The following is a 16,833-nucleotide window of genomic DNA, read 5'->3' as shown; positions in this document are numbered from 1 at the left end:
ACCAGCCACATGAAGCTGACATTGCGCATCTGGCGGCAACGCGGCCCCCGCGACAAGGGCCGCCTGGTCGACTACCCGGTCGAAATCTCTTCCGACGCCTCATTTCTGGAGACATTGGACGTGCTCAACGAGCACCTCACCGCCGAGGGCGAGGAACCCATCGCCTTCGACCACGATTGCCGCGAGGGCATCTGCGGCATGTGCTCCCTCGTCATCGACGGCACCCCGCACGGCCCCGAAAAAGCAACCACCACATGCCAACTCCACATGCGTAAGTTCTCCGACGGCGAGACCATCACGGTGGAACCATGGCGCGCCAAGGCTTTCCCGGTCGTCAAGGACCTGGTCGTGGACCGCTCGGCCTTCGACAAGATCATCGAAGCAGGCGGCTACATCACCGCCCCCACCGGCACCGCCCCCGAAGCCCACGCCGTACCGGTCCCGAAACCGGACGCGGACTACGCCTTTCAGGCCGCGGAGTGCATCGGCTGCGGTGCGTGCGTGGCGGCCTGCCCCAACGGTTCGGGCATGTTGTTCACCGCGGCAAAGATCACTCACCTCGGCCTACTCCCGCAAGGCCAGCCCGAACGCTACTCCCGCGTGGTCGACATGCTCGAAACCCACGACGACCTGGGCTTCGGCGGCTGCACCAACACCGGCGAATGCACCCTCGCCTGCCCGAAGGAAATCCCCCAGGACGTCATCGGCCGCCTCAACAAGGATCTGCTCCGAGCAACCTTGAAGCGCCGCTGACCCCACCGGCGCCTGAGGCATCAACCGCTTCAGTCGCCGGTCTGTCCATCGATTCGCTCGCGAATGAGGTCCGCGTGCCCATTGTGACGCGCGTACTCCTGGATCATGTGCGTGAGAATCCAGCGCAAGCTGTAGCGATCTCCGCCCTCCGGATAGACACCGAAGGTCTCGACCGACTCACAAGCGTCGGTAATCCGCCGCGACTGGGCACACGCGTTGTGCCACAACCTGAGTGCTTCGTCCACGTCGGCATCGTCCACATCGAAGTCGGAGCCATCGGGAGCCCCATCCCGCCAATACATGAACGGGGTGTCCTCCGCCTCGGACAGCACCCGCCCGAACCATCCCAGCTCAACATCGGTCAAATGCCGAACCAACCCGATCAACGACAATCGCGACGGCTCCACCGCCCGCAACCGCAGCTGATCAGCGGTCAGCCCAGAACACTTCCGTGCCAACGTCTCCCGATTGAACTCCAGCATTCCGATAAGCGTCTCCCGCTCTCCGGCAACCTCATCGGATTCATTCCGCTCCGTCGACCCCATCCGTCCATGATGCCGTTAGATCGCCGCGGTCCTGGCTGGACGGGGTGACGCCGTACGCGGGCGAGGTTCGGTGGAGAGGGTGGGTTCCGGGCTTCTCGTGGTGACGCGAATTCCGGCCGTATTCAGTTGGGGGTGTAGGGAATTCAGGGTGAAGAGTTCTTCGGGGTTGAAGCAGCCGAGTGGGGAGGTTTGCAGGAGGGAGTTGCCGAAGATCAGGGCGGTTTGGGCGGCGTGTTGGTAGCCACCTGCGCATTCGACTGTGCGGATGTCCAGGGTTGTGCCCTGTCGGCTGGTTGCGATCCAGTGCAGGATCGGTTCGGTGGTGGGGTGGGGCGGGATGGAGTGGCGTCCGAGGTGGAAGGGGGTTTCGGGGATGTCCGGGAGGAGGCCGAGGGGGTTGAGGGCGATTACCAGGCGGTGTAGGTGTGGGCGGTCGAGGTAGGCGTAGGTGCGGATGGTGCGGCCGCCCGCGGTGTCCAGGAGCCAGGCTCGGTCTCGTTCGGCGAAGCCGAAGCATTTCTTTTTGCCTATCGGGTTCGGGAGGGTGACCGTGCGGGTGTCGTGGCGGGGGGAGCGTTTGTTGTAGACGCCGTGCTGGCCGATGGTGGTGAGGTTCTCGTGTACGAAGTGCACGGCGGCGCGGCCGGCCATACCGCTCGCCGGTAGGCACATCACGAAGTCGATGGCGTCCGACTCCGGGTGGCGCGCAAGCATATCGGCGATGACCAGGTTGGTCACCCCCGGTGCCAATCCGGCGTTGAGGAGCGCCGTGCCGCGAGAAGTGCTCTGGGCGGCACGAATTCGGAGTCTGCGCGCCGAGTTCACCGGGACCGTGGCCATATTGAGGATGTGGTGACCGTGTTCGAGGGCCCATTGCTCGGCGCGCAGGTCCTCGTCGGCGACCGTGTTGACGGTGAGGTCGGCGCGCGCGAGGGCCGGGCCGATGGTTTCGGGGCGGGACACGTCGACGGTGACCGAATCCGGGTCGCCTCGGTATCTGCGTGTCCCGCGCAGCACGTGCCACCCGGCGCGGGCGTATGCCGCGGTGACGGTGGAGCCCAGGACCCCGTCGGCGCCGATCACCAGCACGGTTCGACTGTTCATCGCGTTTCCCCTATCCCTCGGGTCCGGAGGGTTCCGGACCGTCTCCACGCCGGTGACCGACTGTAAGTCGCAGACCGACTCTGAGTCTGTTCAGTATGATTACCAACCGTGAGTGAGGTCAAGGGCGGCAGTCGCCGCGATATGTACGCCGCGCTGACCAGGACCGCGATCCTCGACGCGGCCCGCAAGCTCTTCGTGGAGCGCGGATTCGACACGACCTCGGTCGATGACATCGCGCGCGAATCCCAGCTGAGCAAGGGCGCGGTCTATCACCACTTCCAGGACAAACAGCAGGTCTTCGCCGAGGTGTATCTCGAGGCCGAGCGAATCGTCATGCTCGAGGTCACCAAGGCCGCCGCCGCGCCCGACCTCTCCCCCTGGGATCGAGCCGAGGCCGCCGCGCAGCAGGCGATCTCCTGCTATGCCGCCGATCCGGACACCCGCGCACTGCTGCGGCAGGCCACCAGCGTGCTCGGCTCCGAACGCACCCGCGAACTGGACGCCACCGTCGCCATGCCGTTGATCGAGGGCATGCTGGCCGAACTCGCCCGGGTCGGCGAATTGCGTCCGGTGAATACCGATGTCGCCGCGCAGCTCGTCTTCCGGCTATTGGCCGAGGCGTCCATGACGGTAGCCCTGGCCGAGCATCCCGAACAGCTCACCGAGGACGTCGAACTCGTCACGTTCACCATGCTCAGGGGATTGCGCGCACAACCGAAGTCCTAGTTTGTGATTCGGACATTTCCATTGATACCGTTCGGCCGATCGGCGACACCAATGCCGAATCAGGCTGGCACGGAAGGACATACGCTTTGAACAGGGTCATCACCCTCGCCCTGGCCGGTATCGCGCTCACCGGTTTCGCCGCCGGCGCCGCGCAGGCCCGCACTATCGACGGCGGGACCTTCCCGACCCGTGCGGCCTGCGAGTACGCCGGCAAGACCCAGGTGCGCGGCGAGGTTCTCGGCTTCCGGTGCAGCGCCACGTCACCGAATTCGTCGACCGGGGATTACTACTACGCGCTCTACCTGGAAACCCGAGATGCCAACCGCCCCTGCCAGACCGGCGGCACCGGTTCGGCGGCAGCCTCGTCCGAAGCGTTCTGCCTGTTCCAGCGCCGCTGAGCTGAGATCCCGAAAGCCTCACTTCCGCAGCGGAAGTGGGGTTACGGGTGGTCGAGACGAATCCGCGCCACGAGTGAACGATGGTCCGCGCCCGGCAGATTCACCGTCTCGACGGTGACCGCGCTCCCCCGCGCGATGAGAACATGGTCGATGCCGACCAACGCCGGGAATCGTTTATCGGTGGGATAGGTGACCAAGTGTCCCGCGCCCGCCTGTTCGGCGGCATCGCTGAAGCGCTCCGACAGCAGCGCGCGGAACTGCGCGTGATCGTAGGTCGCGTTGAAGTCACCGGCCGCGATCACCGGCCGATCCGCGGGCGCATGCGCGAGAATCGCACGTAGCCTGGACAATTCGTCCGCCCACACCCGAGTCCCGTAGACCGGCGGCACCGGATGGAACGCGTAGATCGACACCGGTCCCGCGCCGGGGATAGTCGCGGTCGCCGAGAGCTGATTCAGCACGAACCCGTCATACTCGACGGTGTCCGACAGTGGATATCGACTCCAGATGCCGGTCCCGGTCGCGGTCCTACCGGGCGAGATGTACCGGTACGGCAATACCTCGTCGAGCCCGGCCCGGCCCAGTCCCGCCACCGCGGCGGGTGTGAGCTCATTGACGGTGAGCACAGTGATGTTTCGCGACCGCACCCGCTCGACGACTGCGGTTGGATCGGCGCCGTCGAACAGCAGGTTCGATTGCATCACCAGCACTTCGGGCCCATTCGCCCCGCCTGAATTCCCGAGGTACAGCGGGGCCTGCGTCCACACCGCACCAGCCACGACGACACCTGCCACGCCCGCGCCGATCCAGCGTCGCGTGGCCGCGAACGCCACGGTTCCCACCAGCGCGGCACCCATCAGATACGGCGCACCCGACGCCGCCAATACCAGGACCTCGGCCTCTGACCAGCTGAAATGCAGCCCGATTCCGGCAACTCCCGTCAGCGTCGCGGCCCATCCGACTACGCCCGCGCTGATCCCCACCCACTTCGACACCACCGCACCAGACAATCACACGCGGTCGTGACCGACTATTGACATGTGAGCGACTCGAAGTATGGTTCAGACTCATAGTATGTGAATTATTCAATCGCACTGAGGAAAGCCCATGCGACCTGCGTCCACCGCTCTTCCGCTCCTGGCCTGCGCCACCATGCTTCTCACCGGTTGCGGGGGTCAGGACAAAACACCGGCGAAAGCAGCCGTCACAACCGCCGTCGACTGCACCCAGCACGGCAAATATCCCCGGTCCCCCACCGTCGACCTGCTCAATGGCCTGTTGACCAAGGGCCTTGACCCGAACATCCCCACCGCCGACAAGGTCGACCTGATTCAAGGCGCGGCCGGAGATCCCGGACTCTTCAACCGCATGCTGCCCGCGCTACAGCAGGCGAACTTCTCGGTCGTCATCGACAACGTCACCGACTACTGCAACGGCACCGCCAATGCCGATGCCACGCTGAGCTTTTCGGGGCAGACCAGCCTCGCTCAGGTGCCGATCGTCGCCGAGGACGGTCGCTGGAAACTCGAACGCGCCTGGGCGTGTGGTCTGGCGGCTAGCCTGCAGCAGACTTCGCCGATCTGCACCTGATCTGCGCGGCGGCGGATTCCGCTGCCCCGCAACGCCATACAAGAGCTGACCTCACGGGGAAGAGGGCACGACACATGTTCCTGACAGGATTGGCCGATATCGCACGGCGATCACCACGCCGCATCGTCGCCGCGGCGGTGCTGTTTCTGGTGCTCGCCGGTGTGTTCGCCGCACCCGCCACCTGGAAACTGGCAGCCGGGGGCTTCTTCACCGAACCCGGTGCCGAATCAACAAGGGCCGAGCAGGTTTTGGAGGGGATCTTCTCGGCCGGCGGCGAACCGATCGTTCTGACGGTGAGCAGCGATGCGGGCGCGGACAGCCCCGAGGCAGCCGCTCGCGGCAGGGCGCTTCTCACCGCATTGCAAGCTTCACCCTATGTCCGGCAACCGATTTCGTATTGGACGACACCCACTCAACTGAGCGGATCATTGCTGAGCCAGGACCACCGCACGGCCCTGGTCGCCGCTCAAATCATCGGCGATGACGTGGATGCGCCCGTGCGCGCTCGCGAGTTGATCGAACCCCTGCTCGGTACTCGAGACGGCGTGACCGTCACCGCGGGTGGGCAGGCGATGGTTTTCAGCCAAATGCAGAAGCAGACCCGCAGTGACCTGCTGCTGCTCGAAGCCATCGCGATACCGCTCACTTTTCTTGCCCTGGTGTGGATTTTCGGCAGTGCGGTGGCGTCTGTCATCCCGTTGCTGGTGGCGTTCTTCGCCATCGCCGGAACAACCGCGACGCTGTGGGCGCTGCACTGGTTCACCGGCGTCTCGAGTTTCGCCATCAACGTCGCCACCGCGTGCGGGCTCGCGATGGCGGTGGATTACACGCTGCTCATGGTCAGCCGATATCGCGAGGAGATCGGGACCGGCAGATCACCGCACCGGGCGGTGTCGATCACCATGCAGACCGCCGGACGTACCGTGACCTTCTCTGCGCTGATCATGGGGTCGGTCTTCCTGGTGTTGACGGTGTTCCCGCAATACATGTTGCGGTCCATGGGATTCGGCGGCGCGATCGCGATCGGATTCGCGCTGATCGGCGCGCTACTGATCGCACCCGCGCTACTGGTGCTGCTGGGCTCTCGGCTGGACGCCTTCGATCTGCGCACACCCGTGCGCCGGTGGTTGCGCAGGCCGCCAATCCGATTCGTGCCTCCGGAGCAGCGGTTCTGGTATCGCGCAGCGCATTTCGCCACCCGGCGGCCGATCGCGGTGGTTCTCGTCATTGGTGGTGTGCTGACGGTGATGGCAGCACCACTGGCGGGTATCACACTGGGATTCCCCGATGACCGTGCGCTGCAACCCTCGACATCCGTGCGGCAGACCGGCGATATGTTGCGCGCGGACTTCCCGCAGCAGAATCTCGCCGGACAGGTAGTCATCGTGATGCCCGACGGCATCACCGCACCGGGCGATGTCACGCGATATGCCGCCGCGTTATCCAATGTCGACGGCGTGATGACGGTCGCGAGCCCCAACGGTATCTACGCCCAAGGGCATTCGATCGGACCCGCGACGCTCGGCGCCGCGCTCAAAGGTCATGCGGCCTATCTGACCGTCTCCACGAACCGAGACCCGTTCAGCGACAGCGGAAAACGCCAACTCACCGAATTGAAGCGGATCACCCCACCCGCGCCGACTCTGTTCACCGGACTCGCTCAGCGCGATATCGACAACACGCGCGGGGTCACCAGCAAAATCCCCGCGGTATTACTCCTGGTCGCGGTGATCACCCTGATCCTGATGTTCGCCATGACCGGCAGCGTCGTCCTGCCGATCAAAGCCTTTCTGCTGAACCTGCTTTCGCTCGGCGCGGGGCTCGGCGCGCTGGTGTGGATCTTCCAGGATGGGCACCTCGGCGCATTGGGCACGACCGCCACCGGCGCGGTCAACCCGATCAACCCGCCGTTCCTGGCCTGCGTCGCCTACGCATTGGCCGTGGACTACGAACTGTTCGTACTCGCCCGCATCAGAGAGGAATGGCTCGCCTCGCCACGCACCGCCGCCGATAACGAACGCTCGGTGGCGCTGGGTATGGCTCATACCGGCCGACTGGTCACCGCGGCAGCGACGATCATGATCATCGTCTTCGCCGCCATGTGCGCGGGCCAGGTCTCATTCATGCGCGCCCTGGGTTTCGGCCTGGCCATCGGAGTGCTCGTCGACGCCTTCCTGATCCGCACCCTCTTGGTCCCGGCCTTCATGACCCTGCTCGGCCGCGCCAATTGGTGGGCACCGCGTCCCCTGGCCCGCTGGCACTCTCGATTCGGTCTGAGCGAGTCGACGGTGTGGGATTCAGAGAGCGTTCGAACCACAGCAAGCTCGACCGATGTGTCGGCCACGACCGTGGCCTCGTCCGCATCGTCGTGACCGACATTCGGCAGGCTTTCCGACATACCGGACAGGCGCCTGGACCTCCGCTTCCCGGTAGGCACTGCGGTGGCGCGGGAATTTCGACGGCATTGCCTGGTTACAGTGGGACGCTTTCGATCGACCGCTAGACAAGGATTTACGTTGACCGAACCTCTGCACGAGGCGCATGACCGGGCCAGTTGGGCTGAATTGTTCTTCGATCTGGTGCTGGTATTCGCGGTGACCCAGGCGGCGCATCTGCCCGTCGGACATCCGAATTGGGGCGCGGTGGGGCAGGCGGTACTGCTGCTGGCCGTGATGTGGTGGTCATGGGTGGGCGTCACGCTCGCGGTGCACGGGGTGGAAGACACCGACCGGCAGCGGTTCTTCCTGTTCGTGGCCGGACTGTGCATGTTCGTCATGGCGATCACCGCGCCGCACGCGTTCACCGGGCGCGCCACACCGCTCATCTTCGCGGGCGCACATCTGGTGCTGCGACTGCTGCTGTGGAACGCGATGCGCCGCAAGAAGGCGTTCGAGACCTGGCTCAACCCGTACGCGGTGACGCTGGTCAGCTCGGTTTTGCTGGTCATCGCGGCATTCGTGCCGTCTGGTGGTGTGCGCGACGGAATCTGGATCGCCGCGGTGTTGTTGGCGTTCGCCAGTCCGGCTGTGCGGTCGCGAACGCTGCAGGGGATGCAGTTCGGCGCGACCCATCTGCCCGAGCGGTTCGCGCTGTTCGTGATCATCGCGCTCGGCGAATCGGTTGCCTCGGTGGGCAATGGGGCAGCGGAGTCACATCTGGGAGTGTCCGCCTGGATCGCCATCGCGCTGACCTTCGCGCTCGGCTGCGGACTGTGGTGGCTGTACTTCGCGTACGGATTCGCCGCCATCGAACACTCGCTGCGCACCAACGCGATTCGCGCGACCGTGGTGCGCGATGTGCTCAGCTACGGGCACATGCTGCTGGTGATCGGCCTCGTGCTGGTCTCGGTGGGTGCGCGCGCGGTGGTCGAACATCCCACCGAGATCGCGCACGGAGTCAACGGGCACCTGCTCGCGCTCGGGGCCGCGCTGTTCGTACTCGGGTTCTGCTTCACCCGCTGGCGTATGTTCGGCGCTCCGACGGTCGGGCGGACCGTCACCGCGCTGGGGTTGTTCGTCGTCGCCGCGGTGGGGGCGCTGTTGCCCGGCATCGTGACGCTGATCATCGTCACCGCCGCGATCGCCGCATTGAACGGTTATGAGCACTGGGTGGTATCGACGAATCGCCCCCTGGCACTGGTTCGCCTGCCCGCGCGCTCCTGATCCGAGAACTCGGCTGTGCCACAGACTATTACGTGTCACAAAGCCGGGCTCTGCATGTGCAGGTGTTCTTGCAGCAGGCTAGGCTCGGCGGGGGAATCGGCAGGGTTCCCTATGGGGGTGGTGATGGAAATCAGCTATGCCACTGCGGGATTCGGAGTCGAATCCCGCAGGGTCGGGATCGCTGACGTCGTCCGGTCATACGGGATCGACGGCGTGCGGGGGCGGATCGCTCAGCTGCGCAGTGCTGGAATGAACTACGCCGCAACGGCTATCGAGCGTGAGCTCGAAGCCGGTCAATGGGCCGGAACCGCAGTACCGGTACGGGTGTGCCAGATGAAGTGAAAGCCCCACTTTTGGTGGCTGGGGGATTGCCGGACCAGGCGATATGGTTCGGCCGTACCAGTCGAGGGGATTTCATGAGCTACTTGTTCGGACCGCGAAGAGCGGATTTCGCAGGAACCGTGACGGTCGGCTCGCGCGGGTGACGCTGACCGCTTCGGCCGTGACGACGAGCGGGACCGCTGACGAAATCGAGCAGGAGCGGGAACACGCGCCGATCAACCGACGGCTCGCTCGCACGGTTCTGGTGAGCGGAATTCTGCTCACCTCAGGGACTTTCGCCTACGGGGTCTGGGATCGCCGATGGATCGCCGATGACGGATTGACCGTGCTGCGTACGGTGCGAAATCTGCTGGCGGGCAACGGACCCGTCTTCAACGCGGGCGAGCGTGTCGAGGTCAACACCAGTACGGCGTGGACCTATCTCATCTGGTTCTTCAGCTGGCTGACCGAAGCGCGGCTCGAGTACGTGGTGCTCGGCATCGCACTGACGCTCTCGGTCACCGCCATCGTCTTCGCCATGGCGGGGACGGCACGGCTGTGGGGTGGCGGCGGCCAATTGCTTTTTCCGGCAGGTGCTCTCGTCTACATTGCGTTGCCACCGGCGCGGGACTACGCCACCTCGGGGCTCGAATCCAGCCTGGTCATCTGCTGGCTCGCGGTGCTGTGGTGGTGGATGATCCGCTGGAGTCGCGCCCAGACCATGGGCCGCGCCGACGTATTCGGACTGTGTTTCTTCGCGGGGTTGGCGCCGCTGATCCGGCCGGAGATGGCCATGGCCGGAATTCCCGCGCTGCTCATGATCACATGTGCACCGATGCCAGGTATCAGCTTGCGCCCGTGGATATTCCGGCTGTCATGTGTCGTGTTCGCAGGTCTGGTCCCGGTCAGCTATCAGATCTGGCGGATGGGCTATTACGGTCTGCCGTACCCGAACACCGCCGTCGCCAAGGACGCCAGCGGGGCGAAATGGCGGCAGGGACTGACCTACCTGTGGAATCTGATCGGGCCGTATTGGCTCTGGGTGCCCCTGGTCATACTGGCCCTCGCGGCTCTGGCGACGGTGCGCTCGCGCGGGTTGGGCCATAGGATTCGGTTGATCAACCGCTCGAAAGCCACTCCGCGCCAGCGTATTCGCTTAGTGAAGATGTGGCTGCGAACTCCGTCGGCAGTCGTGGCCCTGACGCTCGGCGCCGCCGCATTGCTGACGATCTACCAAACTCGGGTGGGCGGCGACTTCATGCACGGTCGCATGCTGCTACCGCCGCTGTTCTGCGTACTGCTGCCCGTCATGGTCATGCCAGTGAACATTGTTGCCGCGCACATGAATCCGCGCGCGACAGTACTTCGTATCGCATCGTTTGCCGCAGTCGCGGGCTGGGCTCTGCACGCCGCCAACGTCATTGCCATCACCGCTCCCAACGGGATCACCCCCACCGGCATCGCCGACGAACGGCACTACTACATCCAAAACACCGGTCACGCTCACCCGATCCGCGCCGAGGACTACCTGGACTATCCTCGGCTCCGGCCCATGATCGTCGACCTCGCGGCCAATCCCGCCGGTGGCCTGCTCATCAATACACCGTCATTCACCACCTGGTACGTCGTCCCGCCCCGCTCCCCCAATGTGGCGTCTTCCCACACTGTTTTCTACGTCAACCTCGGCATGATCAGCATGAACATGCCCCTGGCTGTCCGAGTCCTGGATCCCGTCGGGCTGGCGTATCCCTTGGCGGCCCACACCTTCCGCTTCCCCAACGCCCGCATCGGGCACGACAAGAACCTCGACTCCGACTGGGCCGTAGTCGATTCCGATATGGCCACCCGCCACCCCCGTCTGCCCCTGTACCTCGACGAAGGCTGGGTGGCCCGCATCGGCACGGCCCTGACCTGCCCGCAGACCCGGGACCTCCTGGACTCCGTGCGGGCACCGTTGACCTCGGATCGTCTCCTGCGCAACATCACACACTCACTGGGTTACGCCAGATACCGCATCGATCGTGTTCCCGAACAGGAGCTGGCCCGCTGCCAGTGGTGAGATCGCTTGACTACAGGGGTCAAAGACGACGGGTGCGCAGGACACCGGTCATCAGTGGAAGGGTGAACTCACCGCCAGCTGTCGCGGGAACGCTCGTCAGGAAGGCCCGAGCGCGCCCGAGCAGGGCTTCCCGCTCCTGAGTTGGCATGACCAGTACCCCCGCACGAGTGCTGAGCGTCGCGACAAGCGATTCGGCGGTACGCCGCTGCCCATGCGCGAACTCGGCTTGTTCGGCTGATCCGAACCGGCCGAGCCCACCGGCACCGGGAAGATGCAGTGCCGCCGTGGCTCCACGCCAGCTACTCACCGTATCCCGCACCCCGATAGCCGCACTTCCGGCGACCCGCGCCAACCCGGCGACCCACTCAACGCTGTCATCCATGACATTCCACAACCCGGCGAAGACACCGCCGGGCGCCAGCACCCTGGCGATCTCCGCGCTCGCCACATCCATATCGAACCAGTGCAGCGCATTGCCAGCCAGCACGGCATCAACCGAACCATCCGGTAGCGGAATCCCCTCGGCACTCCCCGGCAACGCTCGAATCCCCGGCAACCCCCGCCGCAATTCAACCAACATCGCCGAATCAGGCTCAACCGCAACAACATCGACGCCCATGGCAACCAAGTTCCCAGCCAGCTTCCCCGTCCCGGCCCCGAGATCGAGCACCCGCGGACCGGGCGCACCAGCCAGCGCCCAGCTCACCGCGGCGGGCGCATAGTCCGGCCGATGCGCGGCATAGTCGGCCGCAGCAGCACCGAACGATGAAGCCAGAACGTCCCGCCCACCCTGTTCCATGCGCCCACCCTACCCACGCCCGGGCCGCGAATACCGCTCCCACGGAGGGATTCTCGCCCGATATCGGTGCAAGAGTGCGATCCGACGCAAGCCCGGATGGGGCATTGATCCGATCAGATGCAGTGGCGCGATCAGCCCCGCACCGCGGCTCCGCTGGACAGATCGAGCCGAAACGGCGTCCCGTCCACATCCGGCTCCCACCCTCGCGCCAGCGCCTCCCTAATGGTGTCGGCAACCTCCCCGGGCAGCACCGGCCGGATCTCCTCGGTGCTCCAGGCGACGCTCGGATGCAAACGATCGGTGGTGACCAACAACGTCGAGCCACCCCGCTCCGGCCGATCAACCGCGTAGATACACGGCGTCCACCCCAACGCCTGGCTATAGGTCGCCCGCCCCCGCAACCTCCACCGATACCCGATCCCATCAACCGTAATCGGTCGTGATCCCTTGCGGCTCAACGTCATTCCGCCACCTCCAACTCCATACCCGAACTTCGTCGTGCCTGTCAGGTATACGGGGGCTCGGCAATGGATTCCAGCGAATATCCGCCCCGGGCAACACCGGCGTGCATCAGGAGGACGCTTTACGCAGGCGCGCAATGCGATACACCGGGTCGGGGCGAGGCTCGTCCTGATCGGGCAGTGCGATGATCCTGGACTGGAGATCGGCCGCAGCGTCGTCGTCGAGTCGCTGAAACCAGGCGATGTGCGGCAACGCACCGAGCAGTTGGCGGGGTGAGCGCCCTTGGCCGTGTCCGGTGTACGCGGCTTGCCCAGCTGGCTCGAGCCCGTGACGATGGCCGACCTCGGTTAATCGTGTTGGGGCATCGGATGTTTCGGTCACGAGCATGCGGTGGACGGGTTCGAGGATCGTGGCCAGATCGCTCCGTGTGCCGTAGACGGCGAATTCCTTGTCGACCGTGGCCATCACCACTCCGCCCGGTCGCAGAATGCGGGCGGCTTCGGCGATCGATTGTTCGGCGATTTCGGGTCCGACCAGGTGCAGTAGCCACATGAACAGAACGGCGTCGACGGTCGCGTCGGAGATGGGAAGGCTCGTCGCATCGGCGCGCACGACCGCGCCGTCCAGTCGCGGGCGTGCGTATTCGAGCATGCCCGCTGAGAGGTCGACGCCCAGGACAAGGCGGTCGGGTGCGCGCAGTCGGGTGCTGACGATTCCGGTTCCGCATGCCACGTCCACCACCGTGCGCGCGTCGGCGGGCAGTAGCGTGCGCACGGCTTCGGCGGCGGCCGCTGCGCGCTCGTCGCCGCCTCGAGTTCGGTCGTAGGTCGCGGCCTCGATGTCGTAGTCGAGCATATTCGGTACCGTACTCGCGAAAGCCGTTCGAGTTGGGAAACTGGTTGCCGAATGGAAACCAGTCGATATACGGTCGATTCATGCACGACATGCACACGCCGGAGCAGGCGCTGGAAATCGCCGCCGCGGCCACCCGTCAGGCTCGCGATGCCGCCGAGCTACCCACCTGGGGACCCGTCGCCGCCGGGCTGCTCGCCGGGCTCGGCGTCGCGCTGTTCGGCGTGGCCGAGGCCCAAATCGACTTCACCAGCGCGCTCAACCTCATCGGATTGATCGGCGGAACCCTCTCGCTGGCAGCGTTTTTCGCGGTTTCACGCTGGCTGGCCAGGGTCCGGCGCGAGCGGGGTCTGGTCCCGGCGCCGGTCTCGATGTGGAAGGTGATCCTGGTCGTGGTGGTGCTGGCGCCGATGGTGCCTATGCTTGGTCTCGCGTTTCCGGCGTTGTACGGATGGCTGTGCGGTTTGGCCGGAGTGATTGCGGGTGGATGGATTTGGATGACGCAGGCACGGCCTCGGACCATGCCGTGGATCAACTGAACGAACTGTTCGCCTCTCTGCCACGGCTCAAGCTCGTGGCATTCCTCGACGGGTGCACCGAGGCCGAATTCCTGGTCATCACCGAGCTGTGCGAGCTGAACAAGTCGACGCTGTCCAAGGCGATGACACTGCTCGAGTCTGCCGGATACATCAAGGTCACCAAGGGTTACGACGGTCGTAAGCCGAAGACCTGGCTGGCCCTTACTCACAAAGGCCGCACCGCGTATCACGCGCATCTCGCGGCGCTGACCCGATTGACGCGGATGGCAGGCGAAGCAGGGTCCTGACCGGATTACCGCCGCTGCCAACGCCAGGCGAACTCGGCCGGTTCGGGCGGTGGGCCGGGAAGTTCACCGTCCACGGTCAGACCCGTCACCAGCAGGGCCAGCAGGCGGCGTCGCAAATGCGCGGCGCGCTCCGGATCCGAGGCCGAGATGGCCGCGCACGATTCGAGAATGATGCCCAAATCCGCTGCGGTGACACCGGGGCGCAGGCGTCCAGAGGATTGCGCGCGGCGAACGATCTCGTCGGTGGCCTCGGCGGGCGGCGCGACATCGGGCAGCATTGAATCATCCGGGGTGAACATGCCCGCAAGGTGCACCGTCAATGAGTGCACGTCGGCGTCGACGACCCGCTGCAGAAAGTCGACCAACCCCTGCCACCCGTCCGAATTCTGCAGCGCCGCATCAGCTTCCAGCGCATAGCGGCGCAGCCCATCGGAGCAGAGCGTCCGTAACAGGATCTCCTTGCTCGGGTAGCGCCGATAGAGCGCGCCGATTCCCACCCCTGCCCGCTCGGCGACAGCGGCGATCGGGGCATGGGCGTCGGCCAGGAATACCGCTCGTGCGGCGTCCAGAATCACTTCATCATTGCGGGCCGCCTGTGCTCTCCGGCCGACCAGGGGCGGCTGAGCTCGGGAATCGGACGTTTTCGGCATACCTACAGGCTAGCATTGAAACGGAATACTCCGTTCTGATTGCCGCCTAATCTGAACGCGACATCCCTAGGTCTTCTCCGAAATCAGCTGAGACCGGCGAGCCGGGCGATGGCGACGCGGTCGAGCAGACCGGCGTCGCGGCGCCATTCCCGGATGGTAACCGGGGTGAGGGTTCGGGCGAGTTCCCTGAGTGCCGTGCGCATTTCGAGGCGGGCGAGGCTGTCGCCGAGGCACCAGTGCATGCCGAGTCCGAAGGCGATGTGGGAGTGGGGGCGACCGGGCTGGAAGGTGTCGGCGTCGAGGCCGAAGACCGCCGGGTCGCGGTTGGCGGCGGATAGGGCGAGTTGGATTGGTTGGGCGGCTTGGAGTTTCACGCCGTTGGTGAGGGTGATGTCGCGGGTGGCGAACATCGGCACCAGGGTGAATGGGGTTGCGTAGCGCAGGGTTTCGTGGGCTACGGCATCCAGCCACTGATCGTCGGCGGTGGCTGCGGCAGGGAGTAGGTCGAGTTCAATGCCGAGGCCGATGAGCAGGCAGATGGCGGTCGCCGTGGTGCTCAGTCCGGCTGCCCAGCAGCCCCAGACCAGGGCGTCGCGCTCGTCCACGTCTATGGCTCCCGCGGCGTGGGCGGCCGAAAGATCCGCCAGCAGACCGTCTTCGGGCTGGTTGTCGAACAGCCCCTGGAAGAACGAGCGCAGGGCGGGCGACTCCGGTTCGAGGGCCTCGAATCCCGGCCGTTTCTCGTAGGCTTCCACCTCCTCCCGGACGATGGTGGCTACATCCAGCGGCAGCCCCAGCAGTGACGAGACCGCCCGGGACGACAGAGTGCTCGCGAACTCCACCAAATCGAATTCACCCGAAGAGTTTTCGATTCCTTCACGCACTCCCCTCGCGGCCAAATCGCGAACCGTCGGTTCCAGCTCGGCGATCGAGTTCCTACCGAAATGCTTGGCGAGGAGCTCGTGCAGCACCGCATGTCTGCCTGGCGACCCATCCGCTCGCGTCTCACCCCGCGTCCACGGAAACAACATGTTCAGATGCGGCCGCTCCGGCATCGGCACCCCCATCCCCCCGACGAACTCCAGCAGATAGCTGAAATCCGTTGTGAACGCGCCTTTCTTCTCCAACCGGAAGATCTCGACGACGTCCGCCATCCGGGTGAAATGCAGCATCTCCTGCTCCTCGAACGGCTCTGCAGCCGTGTAGAAGCGTGGATCACGGGGCAGGTCGGACGGCTTCACAGGCATCTCTTTCCCACACGGCCAGGCGGTTGCTGCGGGCCGGTACTCATGGTCCCGCTCGAGGCGCGGGAGATGGCGTAAATCGGCGCATTCGGCCGGGGCGACGGGCGTTATGGCGCATTCGAGTGATCGACCGATATGGTCACCACGAGCTATTCGGGGGGCGTCATGGACGGACAGATAGAACGTCAGCGACTATTCGAGCAAGTCATGCGCCCGGCACGGGCCGCGCTACCGACCGCATTGGACCGCGATCCGCGCCGGAGGTTCCAGGTGGCCGAACTCGCGACCTGCTCCCGCTGCAAGGGGCGAGGCACTGTCGGCGGCTACACCTCGGCCGAGGATGACTGGGAGGAAGACGCCTTCACCTGCGGTGAGTGCGGCACGGTTGGCCAAATCCTGCTGGATTCTCCGATCGTCGACTCGCCACCGGCGGCTGCGGTCATCGCATTGACGCTCGACGTCGAAGGCGTGACGCGGGCGGAAGCCGCCGCACGCACGGCGATCGAACGCCTCGCAGTATGGGGCGTGCCGAATACGGACCGGATTGTGTGGCGGATCGGTGGCCCGGTGAACCGTCCGAACCGTGACGCCAACCCGCATCCGCGAGCTGAGGTGCTGGTAAAACTCCTTCGAGACCAGTGGACCTTCAGCGAGTGGTGGGCTCAGTTCGGAACACTGGGTCCGGGCCTGCTGTCCACCGACCCGCGCTCTCTCTTCCTGGACCGCGCCGCCTGGCATCTGACACTAAGACCGTGTCTCACGTGGATGATTTCGCTCGTGTTTTCGCGAGCTTCTTGTAGCCGGTCAGTGCGGCAGCCAGTGTGAGAAAGGCCAGGTAGTGG

General features: G+C 65.2%; 18 protein-coding genes. 10 read left to right on the top strand and 8 right to left on the bottom strand.

The window, feature by feature from the left end; genetic code table 11:
• Window positions 1–9: 9 nt before the first annotated feature.
• Complete coding sequence (locus AB0L82_RS37965) at window positions 10–753, top strand: succinate dehydrogenase/fumarate reductase iron-sulfur subunit (protein WP_364648199.1); 744 nt, start codon at window positions 10–12, stop codon at window positions 751–753.
• 29 nt (window positions 754–782) lie between these two features.
• Here the strand turns inward: AB0L82_RS37965 and AB0L82_RS37960 are convergent, their stop codons facing one another.
• The gene (locus AB0L82_RS37960; RefSeq protein WP_364648646.1) at window positions 783–1,235 is read right to left on the bottom strand and encodes a DinB family protein; all 453 of its coding nucleotides are present in this window, start codon (window positions 1,233–1,235) and stop codon (window positions 783–785) included.
• A 78-nt stretch (window positions 1,236–1,313) separates the two neighbouring features.
• On the bottom strand, window positions 1,314–2,402 hold the full coding sequence (locus tag AB0L82_RS37955; protein ID WP_364648196.1) for a hypothetical protein: 1,089 nt from the start codon (window positions 2,400–2,402) through the stop codon (window positions 1,314–1,316).
• Window positions 2,403–2,510: 108 nt separating this feature from the next.
• Here AB0L82_RS37955 and AB0L82_RS37950 point away from each other — a divergent pair, with 108 nt between their 5' ends.
• On the top strand, window positions 2,511–3,128 hold the full coding sequence (locus tag AB0L82_RS37950) for a helix-turn-helix domain-containing protein (protein ID WP_364648193.1): 618 nt from the start codon (window positions 2,511–2,513) through the stop codon (window positions 3,126–3,128).
• An 86-nt stretch (window positions 3,129–3,214) separates the two neighbouring features.
• The gene (locus AB0L82_RS37945) at window positions 3,215–3,526 is read left to right on the top strand and encodes a hypothetical protein (protein WP_364648190.1); all 312 of its coding nucleotides are present in this window, start codon (window positions 3,215–3,217) and stop codon (window positions 3,524–3,526) included.
• 41 nt (window positions 3,527–3,567) lie between these two features.
• Here AB0L82_RS37945 and AB0L82_RS37940 read toward each other — a convergent pair whose 3' ends face one another.
• Entirely contained in the window at window positions 3,568–4,521 is a 954-nt protein-coding gene (locus AB0L82_RS37940) for an endonuclease/exonuclease/phosphatase family protein (RefSeq protein ID WP_364648187.1), read from the bottom strand.
• 112 nt (window positions 4,522–4,633) lie between these two features.
• Between AB0L82_RS37940 and AB0L82_RS37935 the strand changes: the two genes are divergently transcribed.
• From AB0L82_RS37935 to zomB, 4 genes are all read left to right on the top strand, one after another.
• On the top strand, window positions 4,634–5,116 hold the full coding sequence (locus tag AB0L82_RS37935) for a hypothetical protein (protein ID WP_364648184.1): 483 nt from the start codon (window positions 4,634–4,636) through the stop codon (window positions 5,114–5,116).
• A gap of 74 nt (window positions 5,117–5,190) precedes the next feature.
• Window positions 5,191–7,488 (top strand): MMPL family transporter, encoded by a 2,298-nt coding sequence (locus AB0L82_RS37930; protein WP_364648180.1) that lies wholly within the window; start codon window positions 5,191–5,193, stop codon window positions 7,486–7,488.
• Between the two features lie 144 nt (window positions 7,489–7,632).
• The gene (locus AB0L82_RS37925; RefSeq protein WP_364648177.1) at window positions 7,633–8,778 is read left to right on the top strand and encodes a low temperature requirement protein A; all 1,146 of its coding nucleotides are present in this window, start codon (window positions 7,633–7,635) and stop codon (window positions 8,776–8,778) included.
• A 481-nt stretch (window positions 8,779–9,259) separates the two neighbouring features.
• The gene (gene zomB, locus AB0L82_RS37920; protein WP_364648174.1) at window positions 9,260–11,158 is read left to right on the top strand and encodes a flagellar motor control protein ZomB; all 1,899 of its coding nucleotides are present in this window, start codon (window positions 9,260–9,262) and stop codon (window positions 11,156–11,158) included.
• 19 nt (window positions 11,159–11,177) lie between these two features.
• On the opposite strand, the gene AB0L82_RS37915 is transcribed toward zomB, so the two are convergent.
• The 3 genes from AB0L82_RS37915 to AB0L82_RS37905 all read right to left on the bottom strand — a co-directional run bounded on the left by AB0L82_RS37915 (window position 11,178) and on the right by AB0L82_RS37905 (window position 13,274).
• Window positions 11,178–11,957, bottom strand: coding sequence for a class I SAM-dependent methyltransferase (locus AB0L82_RS37915; protein WP_364648171.1), 780 nt, complete (start codon window positions 11,955–11,957; stop codon window positions 11,178–11,180).
• A 131-nt stretch (window positions 11,958–12,088) separates the two neighbouring features.
• Window positions 12,089–12,271, bottom strand: a complete 183-nt coding sequence (locus AB0L82_RS37910; protein ID WP_364648169.1) for a hypothetical protein — start codon at window positions 12,269–12,271, stop codon at window positions 12,089–12,091.
• Window positions 12,272–12,527: 256 nt separating this feature from the next.
• A complete protein-coding gene (locus tag AB0L82_RS37905; RefSeq protein WP_364648166.1) occupies window positions 12,528–13,274 on the bottom strand; it encodes a methyltransferase domain-containing protein in 747 nt (248 codons plus the stop codon).
• Between the two features lie 80 nt (window positions 13,275–13,354).
• Between AB0L82_RS37905 and AB0L82_RS37900 the strand changes: the two genes are divergently transcribed.
• Together AB0L82_RS37900 and AB0L82_RS37895 are read left to right on the top strand one after the other, a co-directional pair.
• Window positions 13,355–13,810: a hypothetical protein gene (locus AB0L82_RS37900; RefSeq protein ID WP_364648163.1), complete on the top strand. Its 456-nt coding sequence runs from the start codon at window positions 13,355–13,357 to the stop codon at window positions 13,808–13,810.
• Window positions 13,798–14,097 (top strand): transcriptional regulator, encoded by a 300-nt coding sequence (locus AB0L82_RS37895; RefSeq protein WP_364648160.1) that lies wholly within the window; start codon window positions 13,798–13,800, stop codon window positions 14,095–14,097. Before AB0L82_RS37900 ends, AB0L82_RS37895 begins: the two co-directional genes overlap by 13 nt.
• Before the next feature lie 5 nt (window positions 14,098–14,102).
• On the opposite strand, the gene AB0L82_RS37890 is transcribed toward AB0L82_RS37895, so the two are convergent.
• On the bottom strand, window positions 14,103–14,747 hold the full coding sequence (locus AB0L82_RS37890; RefSeq protein WP_364648157.1) for a helix-turn-helix domain-containing protein: 645 nt from the start codon (window positions 14,745–14,747) through the stop codon (window positions 14,103–14,105).
• A gap of 83 nt (window positions 14,748–14,830) precedes the next feature.
• Complete coding sequence (locus AB0L82_RS37885; RefSeq protein WP_364648154.1) at window positions 14,831–15,988, bottom strand: cytochrome P450; 1,158 nt, start codon at window positions 15,986–15,988, stop codon at window positions 14,831–14,833.
• Between the two features lie 138 nt (window positions 15,989–16,126).
• On the opposite strand from AB0L82_RS37885, the gene AB0L82_RS37880 reads away from it, so the two are divergent.
• Window positions 16,127–16,816: a hypothetical protein gene (locus AB0L82_RS37880; RefSeq protein WP_364648151.1), complete on the top strand. Its 690-nt coding sequence runs from the start codon at window positions 16,127–16,129 to the stop codon at window positions 16,814–16,816.
• Window positions 16,817–16,833: the final 17 nt, after the last annotated feature.

The organism is Nocardia sp. NPDC052001 (assembly GCF_040680615.1).
Classification (GTDB): domain Bacteria; phylum Actinomycetota; class Actinomycetes; order Mycobacteriales; family Mycobacteriaceae; genus Nocardia.
This window is presented reverse-complemented; position numbering and strand designations above follow the sequence as displayed.